The sequence below is a fragment of the Mesorhizobium sp. M0998 genome (assembly GCF_040318885.1).
Classification (GTDB): Bacteria; Pseudomonadota; Alphaproteobacteria; order Rhizobiales; family Rhizobiaceae; genus Mesorhizobium.
The window spans coordinates 173,566-192,538 of the sequence record NZ_JAMYND010000008.1; the positions used below are offsets into that span (position 1 = coordinate 173,566).

Annotated in this window: 15 protein-coding genes; 4 read left to right on the forward strand and 11 right to left on the reverse strand. The window is 64.1% G+C overall.

The features are described 5' to 3' along the window. The first annotated feature begins 41 nt into the window (after window positions 1-41). Window positions 42-1,235 (forward strand): Na+/H+ antiporter NhaA, encoded by a 1,194-nt coding sequence (gene nhaA, locus NKH59_RS10505; RefSeq protein WP_353021720.1) that lies wholly within the window; start codon window positions 42-44, stop codon window positions 1,233-1,235. A 40-nt stretch (window positions 1,236-1,275) separates the two neighbouring features. Here the strand turns inward: nhaA and NKH59_RS10510 are convergent, their stop codons facing one another. The 7 genes from NKH59_RS10510 to NKH59_RS10540 all read right to left on the reverse strand — a co-directional run bounded on the left by NKH59_RS10510 (window position 1,276) and on the right by NKH59_RS10540 (window position 8,928). Further along, on the reverse strand, window positions 1,276-2,703 hold the full coding sequence (locus tag NKH59_RS10510) for a gamma-aminobutyraldehyde dehydrogenase (RefSeq protein ID WP_352969941.1): 1,428 nt from the start codon (window positions 2,701-2,703) through the stop codon (window positions 1,276-1,278). Window positions 2,704-2,728: 25 nt separating this feature from the next. After that, window positions 2,729-3,544 carry an ABC transporter permease gene (locus NKH59_RS10515; RefSeq protein ID WP_352469946.1) on the reverse strand — a complete coding sequence of 272 codons (816 nt, stop codon included), beginning with the start codon at window positions 3,542-3,544 and terminating at the stop codon, window positions 2,729-2,731. Beyond that, the gene (locus NKH59_RS10520; RefSeq protein ID WP_353021757.1) at window positions 3,534-4,484 is read right to left on the reverse strand and encodes an ABC transporter permease; all 951 of its coding nucleotides are present in this window, start codon (window positions 4,482-4,484) and stop codon (window positions 3,534-3,536) included. The genes NKH59_RS10515 and NKH59_RS10520 overlap by 11 nt, the downstream gene beginning before the upstream one ends. Window positions 4,485-4,498: 14 nt before the next feature. Then, window positions 4,499-5,494 carry an ABC transporter ATP-binding protein gene (locus tag NKH59_RS10525; protein ID WP_352995448.1) on the reverse strand — a complete coding sequence of 332 codons (996 nt, stop codon included), beginning with the start codon at window positions 5,492-5,494 and terminating at the stop codon, window positions 4,499-4,501. Between the two features lie 190 nt (window positions 5,495-5,684). Next, window positions 5,685-6,839 (reverse strand): ABC transporter substrate-binding protein, encoded by a 1,155-nt coding sequence (locus NKH59_RS10530; protein WP_352540421.1) that lies wholly within the window; start codon window positions 6,837-6,839, stop codon window positions 5,685-5,687. Between the two features lie 307 nt (window positions 6,840-7,146). Beyond that, window positions 7,147-8,073, reverse strand: a complete 927-nt coding sequence (locus NKH59_RS10535; RefSeq protein ID WP_023676350.1) for a LysR family transcriptional regulator — start codon at window positions 8,071-8,073, stop codon at window positions 7,147-7,149. Between the two features lie 78 nt (window positions 8,074-8,151). After that, on the reverse strand, window positions 8,152-8,928 hold the full coding sequence (locus NKH59_RS10540) for a DeoR/GlpR family DNA-binding transcription regulator (protein WP_353021722.1): 777 nt from the start codon (window positions 8,926-8,928) through the stop codon (window positions 8,152-8,154). Window positions 8,929-9,363: 435 nt separating this feature from the next. Between NKH59_RS10540 and NKH59_RS10545 the strand changes: the two genes are divergently transcribed. Together NKH59_RS10545 and NKH59_RS10550 are read left to right on the forward strand one after the other, a co-directional pair. Continuing rightward, on the forward strand, window positions 9,364-10,248 hold the full coding sequence (locus NKH59_RS10545; RefSeq protein ID WP_023676353.1) for a phosphotransferase family protein: 885 nt from the start codon (window positions 9,364-9,366) through the stop codon (window positions 10,246-10,248). Continuing rightward, the gene (locus NKH59_RS10550) at window positions 10,245-12,698 is read left to right on the forward strand and encodes a GcvT family protein (protein WP_353021725.1); all 2,454 of its coding nucleotides are present in this window, start codon (window positions 10,245-10,247) and stop codon (window positions 12,696-12,698) included. The genes NKH59_RS10545 and NKH59_RS10550 overlap by 4 nt, the downstream gene beginning before the upstream one ends. Before the next feature lie 18 nt (window positions 12,699-12,716). Here the strand turns inward: NKH59_RS10550 and NKH59_RS10555 are convergent, their stop codons facing one another. After that, a complete protein-coding gene (locus tag NKH59_RS10555) occupies window positions 12,717-13,349 on the reverse strand; it encodes a class I SAM-dependent DNA methyltransferase (RefSeq protein WP_352540424.1) in 633 nt (210 codons plus the stop codon). Between the two features lie 103 nt (window positions 13,350-13,452). On the opposite strand from NKH59_RS10555, the gene NKH59_RS10560 reads away from it, so the two are divergent. Further along, complete coding sequence (locus tag NKH59_RS10560) at window positions 13,453-14,355, forward strand: phosphotransferase (RefSeq protein ID WP_353021727.1); 903 nt, start codon at window positions 13,453-13,455, stop codon at window positions 14,353-14,355. On the opposite strand, the gene NKH59_RS10565 is transcribed toward NKH59_RS10560, so the two are convergent. From NKH59_RS10565 to ilvD, 3 genes are all read right to left on the reverse strand, one after another. Next, window positions 14,352-15,272 (reverse strand): DMT family transporter, encoded by a 921-nt coding sequence (locus NKH59_RS10565; protein WP_353021729.1) that lies wholly within the window; start codon window positions 15,270-15,272, stop codon window positions 14,352-14,354. The two genes, NKH59_RS10560 and NKH59_RS10565, sit on opposite strands and share 4 nt — an antisense overlap. 218 nt (window positions 15,273-15,490) lie before the next feature. Beyond that, complete coding sequence (locus NKH59_RS10570) at window positions 15,491-16,765, reverse strand: amidohydrolase family protein (protein WP_352898960.1); 1,275 nt, start codon at window positions 16,763-16,765, stop codon at window positions 15,491-15,493. Between the two features lie 230 nt (window positions 16,766-16,995). After that, the gene (gene ilvD, locus NKH59_RS10575; protein ID WP_352614564.1) at window positions 16,996-18,840 is read right to left on the reverse strand and encodes a dihydroxy-acid dehydratase; all 1,845 of its coding nucleotides are present in this window, start codon (window positions 18,838-18,840) and stop codon (window positions 16,996-16,998) included. Window positions 18,841-18,973 lie beyond the last annotated feature (133 nt).

The following is an 18,973-nucleotide window of genomic DNA, read 5'->3' on the forward strand; positions in this document are numbered from 1 at the left end:
TTGGCGGTGTCGGACCTTGCCGCTGATACGACGGAGGCGACATGCAGGACGAAAAGCGGCTGGTCTCCATGCTGCGCGAATTCCTCGACAGCGAGGCGGCCGGCGGCCTCATCCTGATGGCTGCGGCGGCCTTGGCCCTGATCGTCGCCAATTCGCCGCTGGGCGAGGCTTATTTCTCCGCCCTCCATGCCTATCTCGGACCGCTCAGCGTCTCGCACTGGATCAATGACGGCCTGATGGCGGTGTTCTTCCTGCTGGTCGGTCTCGAGATCAAGCGCGAAATGCTTGACGGCCAGCTGTCGACCTGGCCGCGCCGCGTGCTGCCCGGCATCGCCGCCGCCGGCGGCATGGCAGCGCCGGCACTGGTCTACGTCGCCATCAACCGCAACAATCCAGCCGCTCTGTCCGGCTGGGCGATCCCAACCGCCACCGATATCGCCTTTGCGCTCGGCGTGCTGTCGCTGCTCGGCAGCCGCGTCCCGGGTTCGCTGAAGATATTCCTCACGGCGCTTGCCATCATCGACGATCTCGGCGCGGTGCTCATCATCGCGGTGTTCTATACCAGCGGCCTCTCGCTCGCCTATCTCGGCGCCGCCTTCGCCGTGATCGCGCTGCTGGTGGTGCTCAACCGCATGCGGGTGCTGACGCTGCTGCCGTACATCTTGCTCGGCATCGTTCTGTGGGTTTTGGTGCTCAAATCGGGCGTCCATGCGACGCTCGCCGGCGTCGCGCTGGCCCTCACCATACCGCTGAAGATATCGCCGGGCAGCGGCCATGATCTCGACCATTCGCCGCTGCACCGGCTCGAACACGGCCTGCACAAAGTCGTCGCCTTTTTCGTCATCCCGATTTTCGGCTTTGCCAACGCCGGCGTCTCGCTCGCCGGTCTCAGCGCTGCCGCCCTGGCCGAGCCGCTGACGCTCGGCGTCGCCGCCGGCCTCGTCGCCGGCAAGCTGGTCGGGGTGTTCGGGTCTTCCGCGCTTGCCATCCGGCTTGGCTTCGCCGATCTGCCGGTCAATGCCGGCTGGCTGCACATGGTCGGCATTTCGCTGCTCTGCGGCATCGGTTTCACCATGAGCCTGTTCATCGGCTTGCTCGCCTTCGCCGGCGACGCCGCCCTGCAGGACGCGGTCAAGGTCGGCATCCTCGCCGGCTCTTTCATCGCCGCGCTCCTAGGCGCCGCCGTGCTGCTGGTGGCGCCGGCTGCGGACGGGGCGCAGGAGGCGGAAGAATAGTCGCGCCGTCTCTTTCGGCCTTTCAGGCCACCGTGTCGCGCTACCCGTGCGCGACCATGACGTGGCGGACGGCGGTATAGTCCTCCAGCGCGTAGAGCGACATGTCCTTGCCGTAGCCGGATTGTTTCAACCCGCCATGCGGCATCTCATTGGTCAGCATGAAATGGGTGTTGATCCAGGTGCAGCCATATTGCAGCCGGGCGGCCGTCGCCATGGCCCGCGAAACATCCTTGGTCCACACCGACGACGCCAGGCCGTAGTCAGAATCATTGGCCCAGTTCACCGCTTCGTCAACTTCGGAAAAGCGGGTGACCGAGACCACCGGACCGAACACTTCGCGGCGCACGATCTCGTCCTCCTGCAGCGCGCCGGCGACGACGGTCGGCTGGTAGAAGAAGCCGGAGCCCTCGCCCGGCTTGCCGCCCGTGGTGATCTCGATGTGCTTGAGCTCAGAGGCGCGCTCGACGAAGCTCGAGACGCGGTCACGCTGGCGACGCGAGATCAGCGGGCCGATCTCGTTCTCGGTATCGTCGGGGCGATCATACTTGATGGTCGAGACCGCAGTGGAGAGGTCGGCGACGAGCTTGTCGTAGATCTTCTTGCCGGCGTAGATGCGGCAGGCCGCGGTGCAGTCCTGGCCGGCATTGTAATAGCCGAAGGCGCGCAGGCCGTTGACCACCGCGCCGAGATCGGCGTCGTCGAAGACGATGACCGGCGCCTTGCCGCCGAGCTCGAGATGCGTGCGCTTGACCGATTTGGCGGCAGCCTGCAGCACCTTCTTGCCGGTGGCGACGTCGCCGGTGATCGAGATCATGTTGACCTTCGGGTGGTTGATCAGCGTGTTGCCGACGCTGTCGCCGCGACCGAGCACGACGTTGACGACGCCTTCCGGCAGGATCTCGGCAAGGATTTTCGCCAGCTTCAGCGCGGTCAGCGGCGTCTGTTCCGACGGCTTGAAGACGACGGTGTTGCCGCCGGCAATCGCCGGCGCCAGCTTCCAGGCCATCATCATCAGCGGATAGTTCCACGGCGCGATCGACGCGACAACGCCGATGGCGTCGCGGCGGACCATCGAGGTGTGGCCGGGAATGTATTCGCCGGCGACCTGGCCGGGCATCGAGCGGACCGCGCCGGCAAAGAAACGGTAGCAGTCGACGATCGCCGGGATTTCGTCATTGAGCACGGCATTGATCGGCTTGCCGCAGTTCAGCGCCTCGAGCGCCGCGAAATCCTGTGCAGCAGCCTCGATGCGATCGGCGATCTTCAGGAGATAGCCGGCGCGCTGCGCCGGTGTTGTGCGGGACCAGGTGACGAAGGCTTTTTCGGCAGCAAGCACGGCCGCCTCGATCTGCGCTGGGCTGGCCTCCGGCAGATTGAGGATGGTCGCCCCGGTCTTCGGGTTGAGGATCGGCTCCTCGGTCTCGGTGCCTTTTTCGAATTTCGAGCCGATCAGCATCTGCGTGTCCATGGAAGTCTCTCCCTTGTGAACGAGATCATTTGCCCGAACCGGCGATCTGGTCGCCGTCGCGGGTCAGGTAATAGGCAGCGAGGATGGGGAGCAGCGTCACCAGCACTACCACCATCGCCACGACATTGGTGACCGGACGCTGGCGCGGACGGATCAATTCTTCGAGCATCCAGATCGGCACCGTCTGCTGCTGGCCGGCGGTGAAGGTGGTGACGATGACCTCGTCGAAGGACAGCGCAAAGGCAAGCATGCCGCCGGCCAGCAGCGCGGTTGCGATGTTGGGCAGCACGACATGCCGAAAGGTCTGGAAACCATCGGCGCCGAGATCCATCGACGCCTCGATCATCGAGCCGGACGTGCGGCGGAAGCGGGCGACCGCATTGTTGTAGACGACGACCACGCAGAAAGTGGCGTGGCCGAGCACGATCGTCCAGAACGAGAACGGGATTTCGGCCAGCGCGAAGGCCGAGCGCAGCGCGATGCCGGTGATGATGCCGGGCAGCGCGATCGGCAGGATGACCAGCAGCGAGATGGTTTCGCGGCCGAAGAATTTTGTGCGGGACACGGCAGCGGCGCACAGCGTGCCCAGGACCAGCGCGATGGTAGTCGAGATCGCCGCGACCCGCACAGACAATGACAGCGCCTGCCAGACGTCGGGGCGGTTCCAGGTGACGGCGAACCATTGCGTGGTCAGGCCCGGCGGCGGCCAGACGAAGCTCTTCTCCTCGGTGGTGAAGGCATAGACGAAGATCAGCAGGATCGGCAAATGCAGGAAAAGCAGGCCGCCGGTGGCAGCGAGCTTCAGGCCGATCGGCGCGGATGGGCCACGGTCAGAGCGCATCGAAAGCCCCCATGCGCTTGGCGCCCCAGAGGTAGAAGCCCATGATGACGATGGGCACCACGGTGAAGGCGGCGGCGAGCGGGATATTGCCGGCGGTGCCTTGCTGCGAATAGACGGCCTGGCCGATGAACAGCCGCGAGGTGCCGATGATCTGTGGGATGATGTAGTCGCCGAGCGTCAGCGAGAAGGTGAAGATCGAGCCGGCGACGATGCCGGGCAGCGCCAGCGGGAACAGCACGTTGCCGAAGGTCTGCCCGGGCGAGGCGCCGAGATCGGACGAAGCCTCGACCAAATTGCCCGGCACGCGCTCGAGTGCGGCCTGCACCGGCAGGATCATGAACGGCAGCCAGACATAGACGAAGACGATGAAGGTACCGGTTGAGGAGACCGACAGCGAGTTGCCGCCGACGACCGGCAGCGACAGCCAGGCATCAAGCAGCCACAGAAGATGCAATTTGGCCAGCAGCCAGGTCAGGATGCCTTCCTTGGCGAGAATCAGCTTCCAGGCATAGATCTTGACCAGGTAGCTCGACCACAGCGGCAGCATGACGCCGAGATAAAACAGCGCCTTCCAACGGCCGCGCGCATAGCGTGCCGCATAATAGGCGATGGGAAAGGCGATGACCGCCGCCGCCAGCGTCACCAGCGCCGCCATTGTCACCGTGCGCAGGATAATGTCGAGATTGGCGGCCTGCAGCAGGTCGCCATAGGTCTTCAGCGTGAATTGCCGGTTGATCAGGCCGGAGAACTCGTCGATCGAAAAGAAGCTCTGCAAAAGCAATGCGAAGAGCGAGCCGATATAGACGATGCCGAGCCACAAAACCGGCGGCAGCAGCATGAGGAGCAACAGCAGCTTCGGCTGTCGCCAAAAAATATCCGACACCGCGCCACGCAGGCCGCCGCGTCGCGGCCGGCAGGCGGGCGGCGTGGCGCGCGGCATGACGGTGTCGAGGCTCATCCGAGCTCGTCCATCAAATGCAAATGCTCGCGCTTGAAGGTGAGCACCACCGCCTCGCCTTCCCCCGGCAGCACAGCACCCGCCGGCACGATGGCATGCAGTCGCAAGCCCTCTGCATCGAGCGCCAGTCTTGTCGTGGCGCCGAGATAGTTGGTCGAGACCAGGCGGGCGGCAACCCCTTCGCCGTTGGCCCGGCCAATACGGATGGATTCGGGCCGCAGGCTGCCCCAGCGATACTGGCCGGCATAGCGCTGGACGAAATCCGGCGGCAGCACGTTGGACGAGCCGACGAAATCGGCGACGAAGCGGGTCTTGGGGCGCTGGTAGATGTCTTCCGGCGTGCCGACCTGCATGATCTTGCCGTCATTGAAGACGGCCACGCGGTCGGCCATCGACAGCGCTTCGCCCTGGTCGTGGGTGACGAACACGAAGGTGATGCCGAGCGCCTTCTGCAGCGATTTCAACTCCTCCTGCATGTTTTCGCGAAGCTTGAGGTCGAGGGCGCCGAGCGGCTCGTCGAGCAACAGCACCTTGGGCTGGTTGACCAGCGCACGGGCGAGCGCGACGCGCTGGCGCTGGCCGCCGGAAAGCTGGCCAGGGCGACGGGCGCCGTAGCCGGGAAGCCGCACCAGCGCCAGCGCTTCTTCCGCCGCCTGTTGCCGCTCCGGTCTGCCGACGCCCTTGACCATCAGCCCATAGGCGACGTTGTCGAGCACGTTGAAATGCGGGAACAGCGCATAATCCTGGAACACTGTGTTGACGTTGCGGCGATAGGGCGGCACGCCCTCGGCGCGTTCGCCGAAGATCGAGATCGAGCCCGCCGTCGGCTGCTCGAAACCGGCGATGAGGCGCAGGCACGTCGTCTTGCCCGAGCCGGAAGGCCCGAGCATGGCAAAGAACTCGCCCGGCACGATGTCGAGATCGACCGCGTCAACGGCACGCACGCTGCCGAAATGGCGAGAGACGTTTTGGAAGGAAACGGCGGAGGTCATGGGGCTGTCCTGATCTGTCAGGCTCATCAAATTTCAGGCGATAGCGCTGCCTCTTATCCGCCTGTCGGCACCTTCTCCTCGTATAGTGGACGGGGAGAAGGGAGGCGCTGCAACGCTGGCGACCCCCCGGTTCTTCACCGGGAGAGGGTAAGGGTGAGGGGCAGCGCCGAGCTTCGTAGGTGAGGCGAACTCACCGCCCGCCGATGACGCCGATATAGTCCGACACCCAGCGGTAATAGGGCACGCACTGGTCGTTCTGGGTGGCGCATTTCGAGACCGGTGTCTTCCAGAACTTGATCTTGTCGAAATTGTCGTAGCCGTTGGTCTTGCAGCCTTCCTCCCCGAGCAGTTCGTTGCCCTTGCAGGCGGCGGGCACCACCGGCAGCGAGCCGAACCAGGCGGAGACGTCGCCCTGCACTTTTGGCGACAGCGAATGCTCCATCCACATGTAGGCGCAGTTCGGGTGGGCAGCATCGGCCTCCATCATCGTGGTATCGGCCCAGCCGGTGACGCCCTCCTCGGGGATAGTCGAGGCGACCGGCTTCTTGGCCGCGATCAGCGTGTTGACCTGATAGGGCCAGGAACCGGAGGCGACGACGCCTTCGTTCTGGAAATCGTCGACCTGGATGGCGGCGTCGTGCCAATAGCGTCCGACCAGCGTACGCTGGACCCGCAGCAGGTCGAGCGCCGCCTTGTACTGATCCTCGGTCAGTTCGTACGGATCCTTGATGCCGAGCTCCGGCTTGTGAGCCATCAGGTAATTGGCGGCGTCGGCGATGTGGATCGGCCCGTCATAGGCCTGGACGCGGCCCTTGTTCGACTTGCCGTCGGGAAGCTTCATTTCCTCGAAGACCACGTTCCAGCTCTTCGGCGCCTCCTTGAACACTTCGGTGTTGTACATCAGCACGTTCGGCCCCCACTGATAGGGGACGCCGTAATGGACTCCGCCGACGGTGAACCAGGGCGCATCCTTCAGCCGGTTGTCGACCGTCTTCCAGCTCGGTATGAGGTCGGTGTTGATCGGCTGGACGCGCTTGCCGGCGACAAGGCGCAGCGAAGCGTCGCCCGAGGCGGTGACGAGATCGAAGCCGCCCTCGTTCATCAGCGAGACCATCTCATCGGAGGTGTTGGCGGTCTTGACGTTGACCTTGCAGCCGGTTTCCTTCTCGAACGAAGTGACCCAATCATAGGCCTTGTCGGTTTCGCCGCGCTCGATATAGCCCGGCCAGGCGACGATATTGACCTCGCCTTCGCCTTTGCCGAGCTCCTTGACCTGGGCGATGGCCTGGCCGGAGAAGCTCAGCGCGACCGTCAAGGCAGTGCATGATTTCAGCAATGAATTCATCGTCGATCTCCCATTTTTGCATGACCTCGAAACCGGTTTCGGGTTTCGGAAGAAGGTCATGCGCCCGTTCAAAAACGTTGGATGCGCGGCCCTGAAGGGCCGTGCTCCTCGCATCGGCCCGAAAATCGGAAATCGATTTTCGGAAGGCCCGATGCGAAAACTAAAAGTCTTAGAGCGTACTATGTGCGTCCAATTGGACGCACGTCGCGCTCTAACGGCAGCTTTGTTCCCTGACCGAAAAGTGCTGCGAAATTTCCGGTTTCGCAAATTCATTTATCAGAAAGCCGATATCGATTTTTCCGATACGTCAGCGGCCAATCTTCTCGGGCCGTTGGCGCACCATGCGCTGCGACTGGGCAAGTCCGATGAAGTCGCGCGCCGCCTGCGGCAGACCGGAGCCGCGCCGCCAGACCATGCCGACCTGGACGACCGGCAACGATCCCGAAATATCGCGCGATTCGATGCGGTCGCCTTCCAGCGACCATGGCCGGTAGACGAGGTCGGGCAGCAGCGCCACGCCGGCGCCGGTAGCGACGAGGCTGCGCACCGCTTCGACCGAGCGGGTGCGGAAGGCGACATGCGGCTTGGCGCCGATTGCCGTCAGCAGCTTTCCGGTATTCTCCTCGATCTCGTCGACGGTCAGCATGATCAGCGGTTCCGAGGCGATGTCGCCGATGCCGATGATGTCGGCACCGGCCAAGGGGTGGCCGAGCGGCAGCCACAGCCGGTAGGCCGAGACTTCGAGGATTTCGGACTGCAGTGCCGTGCGGTCGCGCAGGTTCGAGGTGACCATGACGGCAATGTCGAGCTTGCCGCCAATTAACAGATGCTCGAGATAGTCGCCATTGTCCTCGATCGCCGAGACCTCGACACCCGGATAGGCGCGGCGGTAGCGGGCAAGAAGATCGGAAAGCACATAGCCGGCGACCAGCGAGGTGACGCCAAGTTGCAGCCGCCCGCTTGCCGCGGCCTGTTCGCCGAAGAAGGCGCGGCGCGCATCGGAAACGTCGGCCAGGATCTTTCTCGCATGGCGCAGGAACTGGTGGCCTTTGTGGGTGATGTTCAAGCCGCGCGGGTGGCGCTCGAACAGCTCGACGCCGAGATCGTGCTCCAGCTCCTTGATCGCCTCGGTGACCGACGATTGCGAGATCGACAGGTTCTGGGCGGCGCCCGACACCGTGCCCTGCTCGGCGACGGCGATGAAGAACTGCAATTGGCGGATGGTGAAAGCCATGGCCGGACTAAACACGGCAGACGCGGCGCTGGGAAGTGGGTGCTGGAGCAGATCTCCCGACAGAGCTCACGATAGAGCTCAGCCCTCGCTTCCGCCATCGGCAATGCTGAGCCGTGCGCCGGCCTGGGCGAGGGCGGCGCCGATGTCGTGCGGCGGCGGACGGTCGGTCGCGAGTTCGGAAAAGCCGCCGAAGCCGCAGACCTGAACAAGGCCCTGGCGGCCGAATTTGCTATGGTCGGTGACGATAAGCGAACGCTGGCCGCGCGACAGCACCATGCGGGCGAATTCGGCCTCTTCCAGATCATAGTCCATGACGCCGGTTATGGCATCGACCGCACCGGTCGATATCACTGCATGGCTGACGGAAAAGCGGCTGACGAATTCGATGGCCGAGACGCCGAAGGCAGCACCGGAATCGCTGCGCAGCTCGCCGCCGGCCATGTAGACCTTATTGCCGTTGACGGTGGCCAGTGTGCGGGCGATGTCGGAGGAGTTGGTGACGACCGTCAGCCGCCGGTGGCCGAGCAGTTCCCGGGCCAGGAAAGAGGTGGTGGTGCCGGTGTCGAGCATGATCGATTCGCCGTCGCGGATGGTGGCGGCGACCATGCGCGCTATTGCCCGCTTGGCATCGGCGTTCTCGCGCATGCGCCGCTCGAACGGCGCTTCGCCGGCAATCGACGGCAGGCCGACGGCGCCGTGCATCTTGAGGATGGAACCGTCGCTGGTCAGTGGCTTGACGTCGCGGCGTACTGTCTCCAGCGAGACGCCCAGCCGGTCGGCCAGGCTCGCAATGGTCACCGTGCCTTCCTCCTTGAGGAGGCGCAGGATTTCGCCATGCCGCTTCGAGTGGACCATCGGTTCCATCCGGTCGGATTGTTGCACCGCTGACCGCTTCTACGACATAAATGCCACTAACTCCAAGGAATTTAGCAAAATTCGGGCAAAAAACCAGAAAATGCCACAAATTCGCGTTGACAACGCCTCCAGCGTGGCGCGACATTATCGCTGTGACAGGCTCGGAACGGAGGACGACGGCTGAGCCGCACGAAAAATCGCTTGCCCGAACGCCCGGGAGATCGTCGGGTGCAAGGGTACCGAAATTCAGGATCCGCGGGGGCGGATGCCGGCGTCGAAGAACCCGGCACAAAGGGGCTCGTCGGTGCGGTGCGGGATACCGATCCCTAGATCTGCACCGACGAGATCTTCGCGATGCCTCCATTCCTCCGTCCGATTGTCATCGCTGGCCAGCCGTGACATGCGTGGAAAATTGACCCAATGTTGGACGAGATCGTGACTGTCGAAGACCGCATCCGTGCGCTGCCTTGCTGGACCGGCAGCATCGACATCGCGCCGCTTCCGGGCGGGCTGAGCAATGCCAATTATCTGGTCAAGGACGCGGCCGGGCGGCACGTCGTGCGGCTCGGCCAGGACTATCCGTTCCACCATGTCTTTCGCGAGCGCGAGATGATGACGGCGCGGGCAGCGCACGCGGCAGGCTTCGCTCCGGCCGTCCACTACACTGGACCCGGCGTCATGGTGACGGAGTATCTCGGCGCCAAGGCCTATGTCGCGCAGGACGTGCGCGCCGATCTCGGCCGCGTTGCCGCGTTGCTGCGCGGTTTCCACCGGGAGATGCCCGGTCATGTCTCCGGCGCCGGCTTCATGTTCTGGGTATTCCATGTCATTCGCGACTATGCGCGCACGCTGGAGGAAGGCCGCAGCCGCAAGCTGGGCGAACTGCCGCGCCTGCTGACGCTGGCGGACGAGCTCGAGCGCGCGCAAAAGCTGCTGCCGATCGTCTTCGGCCATAATGACCTCTTGCCGGCTAACATAATCGACGACGGTCACAGGCTGTGGCTCATCGATTTCGAATATGCAGGCTTCAACACCGCGATGTTCGACCTTGCCGGCGCGGCGTCGAATGCAGGCATGAGCGACGAGGAGTCCTTCGCCTTCCTCACCGCCTATTTCATGAAGGAGCCGGACCCGGCGATACGGCGCTCGCACGCCGCCATGCAATGCGCGTCGCTGCTGCGTGAGGCGATGTGGGGCATGGTTTCCGAGCTTTACCTCGACGCGCCCGGTGTCGACTACGCCGCCTACGCCGACGAAAACCTGGCGCGGCTCGAAGCCGCCCTGGAAAACTACAGGACAAAATACGGGACGCGGACATGACCTTGCCCGCCCAGGCCGCGATCGTCGTCATCGGCGGTGGCATCATCGGCTGTTCGACGGCCTATCATCTGGCGCGCGACCACAAGGCCGAAATCGTGCTGCTCGAACAGGGCAAACTGACCTCGGGTTCGACCTGGCATGCTGCCGGGCTGGTCGGGCAGCTACGCTCGTCGGCGTCGATCACGCGCGTGCTCAAATATTCGGTCGATCTCTACAAGGGGCTGGAAGCCGAAACCGGCCTCGCCACCGGCTGGAAGATGACTGGCTGCCTGCGCCTCGCCACCAATGGCGACCGCTGGATCGAGTATAAGCGGCTGGCAACGACGGCTAAGAGCTTCGGCATGGACATGCATCTGCTGTCGCCGGCCGAGGTCAAGGAAATGTGGCCGCTGCTGGAAACCGGCGACCTCGTCGGCGCGTCCTGGCTGCCGACCGACGGTCAGGCAAGCCCTTCCGACATCACCCAGTCGCTGGCCAAGGGTGCGCGCATGCATGGCGCAAAATTGTTCGAGGAGGTGCGAGTCACCGGCTTCGAAATGAGAGACGGCCGCATCACCGCGGTAAAGACCAGCAAAGGCGATATCGCCTGCGACAAGGTGGTGAACTGCGCCGGGCAATGGGCGCGGCAGGTGGGTGCGCTCGCCGGGATAAACGTGCCGCTGCAGCCGGTGAAGCACCAGTACATCATCACCGAAAAGATTGATGGCCTGCCGACCGACGCGCCGACAATTCGCGACCCCGATCGCCGCACCTATTTCAAGGAGGAGGTCGGCGGGTTGGTGATGGGCGGCTACGAGCCGAACCCGCAGGCGTGGACGACCGGTCTGCCGGGCGGCGATGTGCCGGACGATTGGGAGTTCCGGCTGTTCGACGATGATTACGATCATTTCGAGCAGCATATGAGCCAGGCGATCGAGCGTGTCCCGGCGCTCGCCAATGCCGGCGTCAAGCAGATGATCAACGGGCCGGAGAGCTTTACGCCGGATGGCAATTTCATCCTCGGTGTGGCGCCGGAATGCGCCAATATGTTCGTCGGCGCCGGCTTCAATGCCTTCGGCATCGCGTCCGGCGGCGGCGCCGGCTGGGTGCTGGCGCAATGGGTCGTCGACGGCGAGGCGCCGCTCGATCTGTGGGTGGTCGACATCCGCCGCTTCTCCGATCTCCACCGCGACCGGCAATGGGTCCGCGACCGCACGCTGGAAGCCTATGGCAAGCACTACACGATCGGCTTCCCGCATGAGGAATATGTCAGCGGCCGGCCGCGCATCGTCTCGCCTTTGTACGAGCGGCTGCAAAAACATCGCGCCGTGTTCGGCTCGAAACTTGGCTGGGAGCGGCCGAACTGGTTCGCGCCGGAAGGCATCGAGCCGAAGGACGTCTATTCGATGGGCCGGCAGAACTGGTTCCCGGCGGTTGGCGACGAGCACCGCCACGTGCGCGAAAAGATCGGAATTTTCGACCAGTCGTCTTTCGCCAAATACGAAATGACCGGAGCCGACGCGCTGAAGGCGCTGGACTGGATCTGCGCCAACGACGTCGCCAAGCCGGTCGGCCGGCTGACCTACACGCAGCTTCTCAACACGCGCGGCGGCATCGAGGCCGATTTGACCGTGGCGAGGCTCGGTGAGGAAAAATTCTACATCGTCACCGGCACCGGTTTCCGCACGCATGATTTCTCCTGGATTGCCGATCATATCGGCAGGGAGTTCGACGTGACGCTGACCGACGTCACGGAGGATTTCGGCACATTGTCGCTGATGGGGCCGCGCGCCCGTGACGTGCTGTCAGCGGTGACCGATGCCGACGTCTCGAATGCCGCCTTTCCATTCGGCCATGTTCGCGAGATCGCCATTGCCGGTCACGCCGTCCGGTCACTGCGCGTCACCTATGTCGGCGAACTCGGCTGGGAACTGCATGCGCCGATCGCGGCGACGGGCGAGGTTTTCGACGCGCTGATGACGGCGGGCGCTGTCCACGACATTCGCCCGGTCGGCTATCGGGCGCTGGAATCGCTGCGGCTGGAAAAGGGCTACCGCGCCTGGGGCGCCGACATTACACCCAACGACACGCCGCAGGAGGCCGGCCTCGGCTGGGCGGTGAAGCTCAGGAAGAATACCGATTTCCTCGGCCGGCGGGCGCTTGAAAAGCTCGATGGCTCGACGCTCGGGAAACGCTTTGCCGGCTTCACTGTCGATGATCCGGACGTCGTGCTGCTCGGGCGCGAGACCATCCTGCGCAACGGCGAGGCGGTCGGTTATCTCACCAGCGGCGGCTATGGCTACACCATCGGCAAGAACATCGGCTACGGCTATGTGCGCAATGCCGATGGCGTCAACGATGATTTCCTCACTTCCGGCAACTACGAGCTGGTGGTGGCAATGGAACGGACGCCGGCTAAGATACACCTCGAGCCGCTTTACGATCCGGCAGGAGCAAAGGTGAAGGCGTAGAGCCTTCCGGTTTCAGCCTCAGTTCACGATGAGCACCAGCCCCCGGCTCGGCACGGTATCGGCCTCGCCTGGCATCGAAACATAGGGCGGCGTCTCTTCGGCGCGCGTGACGGTGCCTTGCGCCTCGAGCTCGGCGATCCGCGCGGCAAACCCGGCATCCCACAGCGTGTTCTTCACTGTCAGCACGATCACCCCGCCCGGCCGGCAGATGCGGATCAACTCGTCCAGACCCTCGGCCCCGACATGGCCGGACGTGAAGACGCCGGCTGAGATGATCCCGGCATAGGCGTCGTCCACGAAGGGCAGCGGTCCGCCAAGCGCCAGGCAGTGCAGCGCTGAATAGACGCCCTTGCGCGCGGCTTGCGCCAGCATGCCTTCCGAGATGTCGAGCGCCTCGACCTGCGGATAACCGGTAATGGCAAGCCATTCGCCGATGAGCCCGGTGCCGGCGCCGGCATCGAGCAGAGGAGCGGCGCCGCGCGCCAGATGGCGGGCCAGCAAGGCAAGGCAGATGGTGGGATGGCGATAGCCAGCCGCCGACATGTCGGCGTCATAGGTGCCTGCCCACCTGTCGTAAAGAGCCGCGACGTCTTCCGGCCGCTTCGCCGCATAGGCTGCGGCGAGCGCGCTCTGATGTTTGCTGTCCGTCATCGCTTTCCGTCGCCTGGTATCGATCCGCAACGCGATCATAGCCAAACGGCGAAAACTGTGGAACCGTCGTCGTCCCAATAATACGGGGAAAGGAGCGAAATCCATGGCGGACGACCGGGCGCGCGCCGCACTTGCGGCCATTCCGATGCTGGCCGGCTATGACGGCCCTCTGGAACGGCTCGGCGGTCTCACCAACCTCGTCTTCAGCGGTAAGGATTTCTGCCTGCGTATCCCCGGCAAGGGTACCGAGGAATACATCAACCGTGCCAACGAGGCAGTGGCGGCGCGGGAAGCGGCGAAGGCCGGCGTCAGTCCCGATGTGCTGCATGTCGATGCCGAGACCGGCGTGTTGGTGACCCGCTTCGTTGCCGGTGCCGAGACGATGTCACCGGGAAAGTTCAAGACTCGGCCGGGCAGCCCGGCACGCGCCGGCAAGGCCTTTCGCAAACTGCACACATCCGGCGCGGTGTTCCCCTCCCGCTTCGAGCTGTTTGCGATGATCGACGATTATCTGAAAGTGCTGTCAACCAAGGACGTCGCCCTGCCTGCCGGCTACCACGATGTGGTCCGCGAGGCGGAGGCAGTGCGCTCAGCACTTGCGGCTCAACCTCTGCCGATCGTCGCCTGCCACTGCGACCCGCTCTGCGAAAACTTTCTCGATACGGGCGACAGGATGTGGATCGTCGACTGGGAATATTCCGGCATGAACGATCCGCTCTGGGATCTCGGCGACCTCTCGGTCGAAGGGCAATTCGACGAGGCCCAGGATGAAGAAATGATGCGCGCCTATTTCGGCGGCGAGCCGAGACCGGCGGAGCGCGGCCGCATCGTCATCTACAAGGCGATGTGCGACCTGTTGTGGACGCTCTGGGGCTTGATCCAGCTTGCCAACAAAAATCCGGCCGACGACTTTCGCGCCTATGCCGACGGCCGGTTTGCGCGCTGCAAGGCACTGATGGAGATGCCGGAATTTTCGCGGCATCTCGCGGCAGCGCGCCGGGGTTAATTCACGCCCTTTGGCACGTTTTCGGGCGGTACCGTGTCGACCACCTTCTGGCGGTGGAAGATGAACAGGCCGGCCAGCACGACGATGGCCGAGCCGATCAGGATGCGCGGCCCAGGCACATCGCCGAAGAAGGCGAGGCCGAAGACCACTGCCCACAACAGCAGGCTGTAATGCAGCGGCGCCAAGGTCGAGGCCGGCGCCAGCTTCAACGCCCTGGTTATCATCAGATGCGCGCCGCAGGAGACGATGCCGAGAAGCAGCATGGCGCCGAAATCGAGCGAGGACGGCGTCTTCCAGCTGCCGAGGGTCAACGCAGCGCCGACCAGCAGCGTGCCGATGGTTTGCCAGGTGACCAGCGAGGTGTCGCTGGTGCCGCGCAGCCGCCGATTGAGGATGATGGCGAAGGCAAAGGAAATGCTGCCGGCGAGCGCGAACATCGACGACAGCGAGAACGCGGCCGAGGACGGCTTCAGCATGATCAGCACGCCGCAGAAACCGACCAGGATAGCCGCCCAGCGGCGCCAGCCGACCCTTTCGCCGAGCAGGAAGTGCGACAGCGCCGCGACATAGATCGGCCCGGCCATGTAAAAACTCATCACATCGGCGAGCGGCAGATAGACGACCGCCGCGTAGAACAGCGCCGTGTCGAGCGTCGTCATCACCACGCGAAGCAGCTGCAGCTCCGGCCGCTCCATGCGAAACAGCTTGGCCGCACCCTGATGTGCAATCATCGGCCCGAGTATGAAAAACGCGCCGATCGAGCGGATCAGCACGACCTGGCCGACGGAAAAACTGGCGACCAGCCACTTGCCCATCGCGTCGTTCAGCGCAAACAGGAAGTCGCCGGCGAGCATCAGCAGGACGCCGGCCAGCAGCACGTTCATGATCGTTGAGTACTGGGCTGCGGGCTGCACCATCCGTTACCGGTTCCTCGCCGTGGGGTACGGTGACCCGCGTCGTAGTCGCAAGCTGCGGCCATGACGAGGCGAAAATCGAGAATTCGGTAAGACCAGCGCCGGAAATCGGCTGGACTAATGCATGTCGCGCAAAAGTGTGCAGCGGTTTTGCGATAACGACACGCTTAAAAACAAGACCTTAAAGCGCGTCGCGTGGGTCCGTTCAAACGCGACGCGCTTTAAGCGTGGCGCCGGTTCACCGTGCCCGGCCTTCCAGCGATCGAAAGCCGCGTGTCCTGCCGGCTGCGCTCGGCCACCACCTTGCCCCTGGCGATGACGCAGAGACGCTCTGGGCGCAGCCGCAGCGCCTCGACTGGGTTGCCGGCATCGAGAACGACCAGGCTGGCGCGCTTGCCGACCGCCAGGCCAAGGTGGTCGAGGCCCATGATGGCGGCATTGACGTTGGTGACCATATCGAAGCAGCGCGCCATCTCGGCCGGGCTCGACATCTGCGCGACATGCAGGCCCATGAAGGCGACGTCGAGCATGTCTGCGGTGCCCAGCGAATACCAGGGGTCGAGCACGCAATCCTGGCCCCAGCCGACGCGGATGCCTTGCGCCAGCATCTCCTTGACCCGCGTCAGTCCGCGGCGCTGGGGAAAGGTGTCGTGGCGGCCCTGCAGCATGATGTTGATCAGCGGATTGGGGATCGCCGAAACGCCGGCCTCGGCAATCAGCGGCAATAGCTTCGAAACGTAGTAATTATCCATCGAATGCATCGATGTCAGGTGCGAGCCGGCCACTCTGCCCTGCAACCCGAGCCGCTGCGTCTCATAGGCAAGCTGCTCGACGTGGCGCGACAGCGGATCGTCGGTCTCGTCGCAATGCAAGTCGACCATCAGGCCGCGCTTCGCCGCGATTTCGCAGAGCTCGGTGACGGAGCGCGTGCCGTCGGCCATTGTGCGCTCGAAATGCGGAATGCCGCCGACGACATCGACGCCTATGTCGAGCGCCCGGATGGTGTTGTCGCGCGCCGTCGGCGAGCGGTAAAACCCGTCCTGCGGGAAGGCGACCAGCTGCAGGTCGATATAGGGGCCAACCGTCTTCTTCACGTCGAGCAGCGCTTCGACCGCCAGCAGGCGGTCGTCGCAAACATCGACATGGGTGCGGATGGCGAGCAGGCCCATCGACACCGCCCAGTCGCAATAGGCGAGCGCACGGTCGCGCACCGCTTCATGGGTCAGAAGCGGCTTCAACTCGCCCCAAAGCGAGATGCCTTCGAGCAGCGTGCCCGAGACATTGATGCGCGGAATGCCGAGCGAAAGCGTGGCGTCCATATGGAAATGCGGATCGACGAAGGGCGGCGAGACCAGATTGCCATGGGCATCGATCGCCGTGCCGGCGCTGACGTTCAGCTCGGGCTCTATCGCTGCGATCGTTTCGCCGACGATGCCGATATCCGCGATCCTGCCGTCGGGCAGCATCCCGCCGCGCACCACAAGGTCAAAATCCATCTAGCGCCACCTCGTTCAAAAAAGCCGTTTCTTTCCATGCAGCGTGCTGCCGCAAGGCGGAACCTTCAGGCGCGGCCCTTCCCTTCTTCCCTTGTGGAAGAAGGTGGCCGCGAAGCGGCCAGATGAGGGGTGTTCCAGCTTGGCGCCGGCGGCACTCCGTCCAGCACCCCTCAACCGTCTTGGCGTTGCGCGCCAATCCACCTTCTCCCACAAAGGGAGAAGGAAAGCCTCTATTCCGGCACGTACCGCACCGCCCCCTTGGCGGCACTTGTCGCCATCGCCGCATAGGCGCGCAAGGCTGTCGTCACCTTGCGCTTGCGCTTTTCTTCGGGCTTCCAGGCAGCCGTTCCCCTGGCCTCCATCGCGGCGCGACGGGCGATGAGTTCGGCGTCGTCGACAGCAAGCCTGATGGTGCGGTTGGGGATATCGATCTCGATCGTGTCGCCTTCCCTGACCAGCCCGATCAGACCGCCTTCCGCGGCTTCCGGCGAGACATGGCCGATCGACAGGCCGGAGGTGCCGCCGGAAAAACGACCGTCGGTGATCAGTGCGCAGGCTTTGCCGAGACCTTTCGACTTCAAATAGCTGGTCGGGTAGAGCATTTCCTGCATGCCGGGTCCGCCGCGTGGCCCTTCATAGCGGATGACGACGACATCGCCGGCCTTGATCTCGTTCGACAGGATCGCCTTGACGCTGGCGTCCTGGCTTTCGAACACTCTTGCCGGACCGGTGAATTTCAGGATCGATTCATCGACGCCCGCCGTCTTCACGATGCAGCCATCGATTGCCAGATTGCCTTTCAGCACGGCAAGGCCGCCATCCCTGGAGAAAGGATGTTCGGCCGAGCGGATGACGCCCTTCTCGCGGTCGAGATCGAGATCGTCCCAGCGGCGGTCCTGGCTGAACGCGACTTGCGTCGGCACGCCGCCGGGTGCCGCCAGGAAGAAATCCCGGACATTCTGGCTGGTGGTGCGCGAAATGTCCCAATGATCGAGCGCTTCGCCGAGGCTTGCGGTGTGCACCGTCGGCAGGTCGCGGTTGATCAGCCCGGCGCTATCCAACTGGCCGAGGATGGCCATGATGCCGCCGGCGCGATGGACATCCTCCATGTGGACGTCAGCCTTGGCCGGAGCCACCTTGCACAGCACCGGCACCCGCCGCGACAGCCGGTCGATGTCCTCCATGGTGAAGTCGACCTCGCCCTCATGTGCCGCGGCGAGGATGTGCAGGACCGTGTTGGTCGAGCCGCCCATGGCGATGTCGAGCGTCATGGCATTCTCGAAGGCGCCCTTCGAGGCGATGCTGCGCGGCAGCGCGGTGTCATCGTCCTGCTCGTAATAGCGCTGGGCGAGATCGACGATCAGATGACCGGCCTCGACAAACAGCCGCTTGCGGTCGGCGTGCGTGGCCAACGTCGAGCCGTTGCCGGGCAGCGAGAGGCCGAGCGCCTCGGTCAGGCAGTTCATCGAATTGGCGGTGAACATGCCGGAGCAGGAGCCACAGGTCGGACAGGCCGAGCGCTCGATGATCCTGACGTCCTCGTCGGACACCTTGTCGTCGGCGGCTGCGACCATGGCGTCGACCAGGTCAAGCGCCTGGGTCTTGCCGGCGAGCACCACCTTGCCGGCCTCCATCGGCCCGCCGGAGACGAAGACGGTCGGGATGTTGAGGCGCAGCGACGCCATCAGCATGCCGGGCGTGATCTTGTCGCAATTCGAGATGCAGACCATCGCGTCGGCGCAGTGCGCGTTGACCATGTATTCGACCGAGTCGGCGATCAATTCGCGCGACGGCAGCGAATAGAGCATGCCGTCATGGCCCATGGCGATGCCGTCATCGACGGCAATGGTGTTGAACTCCTTGGCGACGCCGCCGGCTTTTTCGATCTCGCGGGCAACCAGCTGGCCGAGATCCTTCAAATGGACATGGCCCGGCACGAATTGGGTGAAGGAATTGACCACGGCAATGATCGGCTTGCCGAAATCCGAATCCTTCATGCCGGTAGCGCGCCACAGGCCGCGGGCGCCGGCCATGTTGCGGCCATGGGTGGTGGTGCGGGAACGGTAGGCGGGCATTGAACTGTCCTTGCTGTCTGCGTCGCGCCCAAAGGTGCGGAAAACCGGAATTGAGCCGCAGGCCTTATAGACGGCACACTCTGGTCTGGCCACAATTTTGCGCTGCGCCAGGGTGCGGAACGAGCGGCCAGCC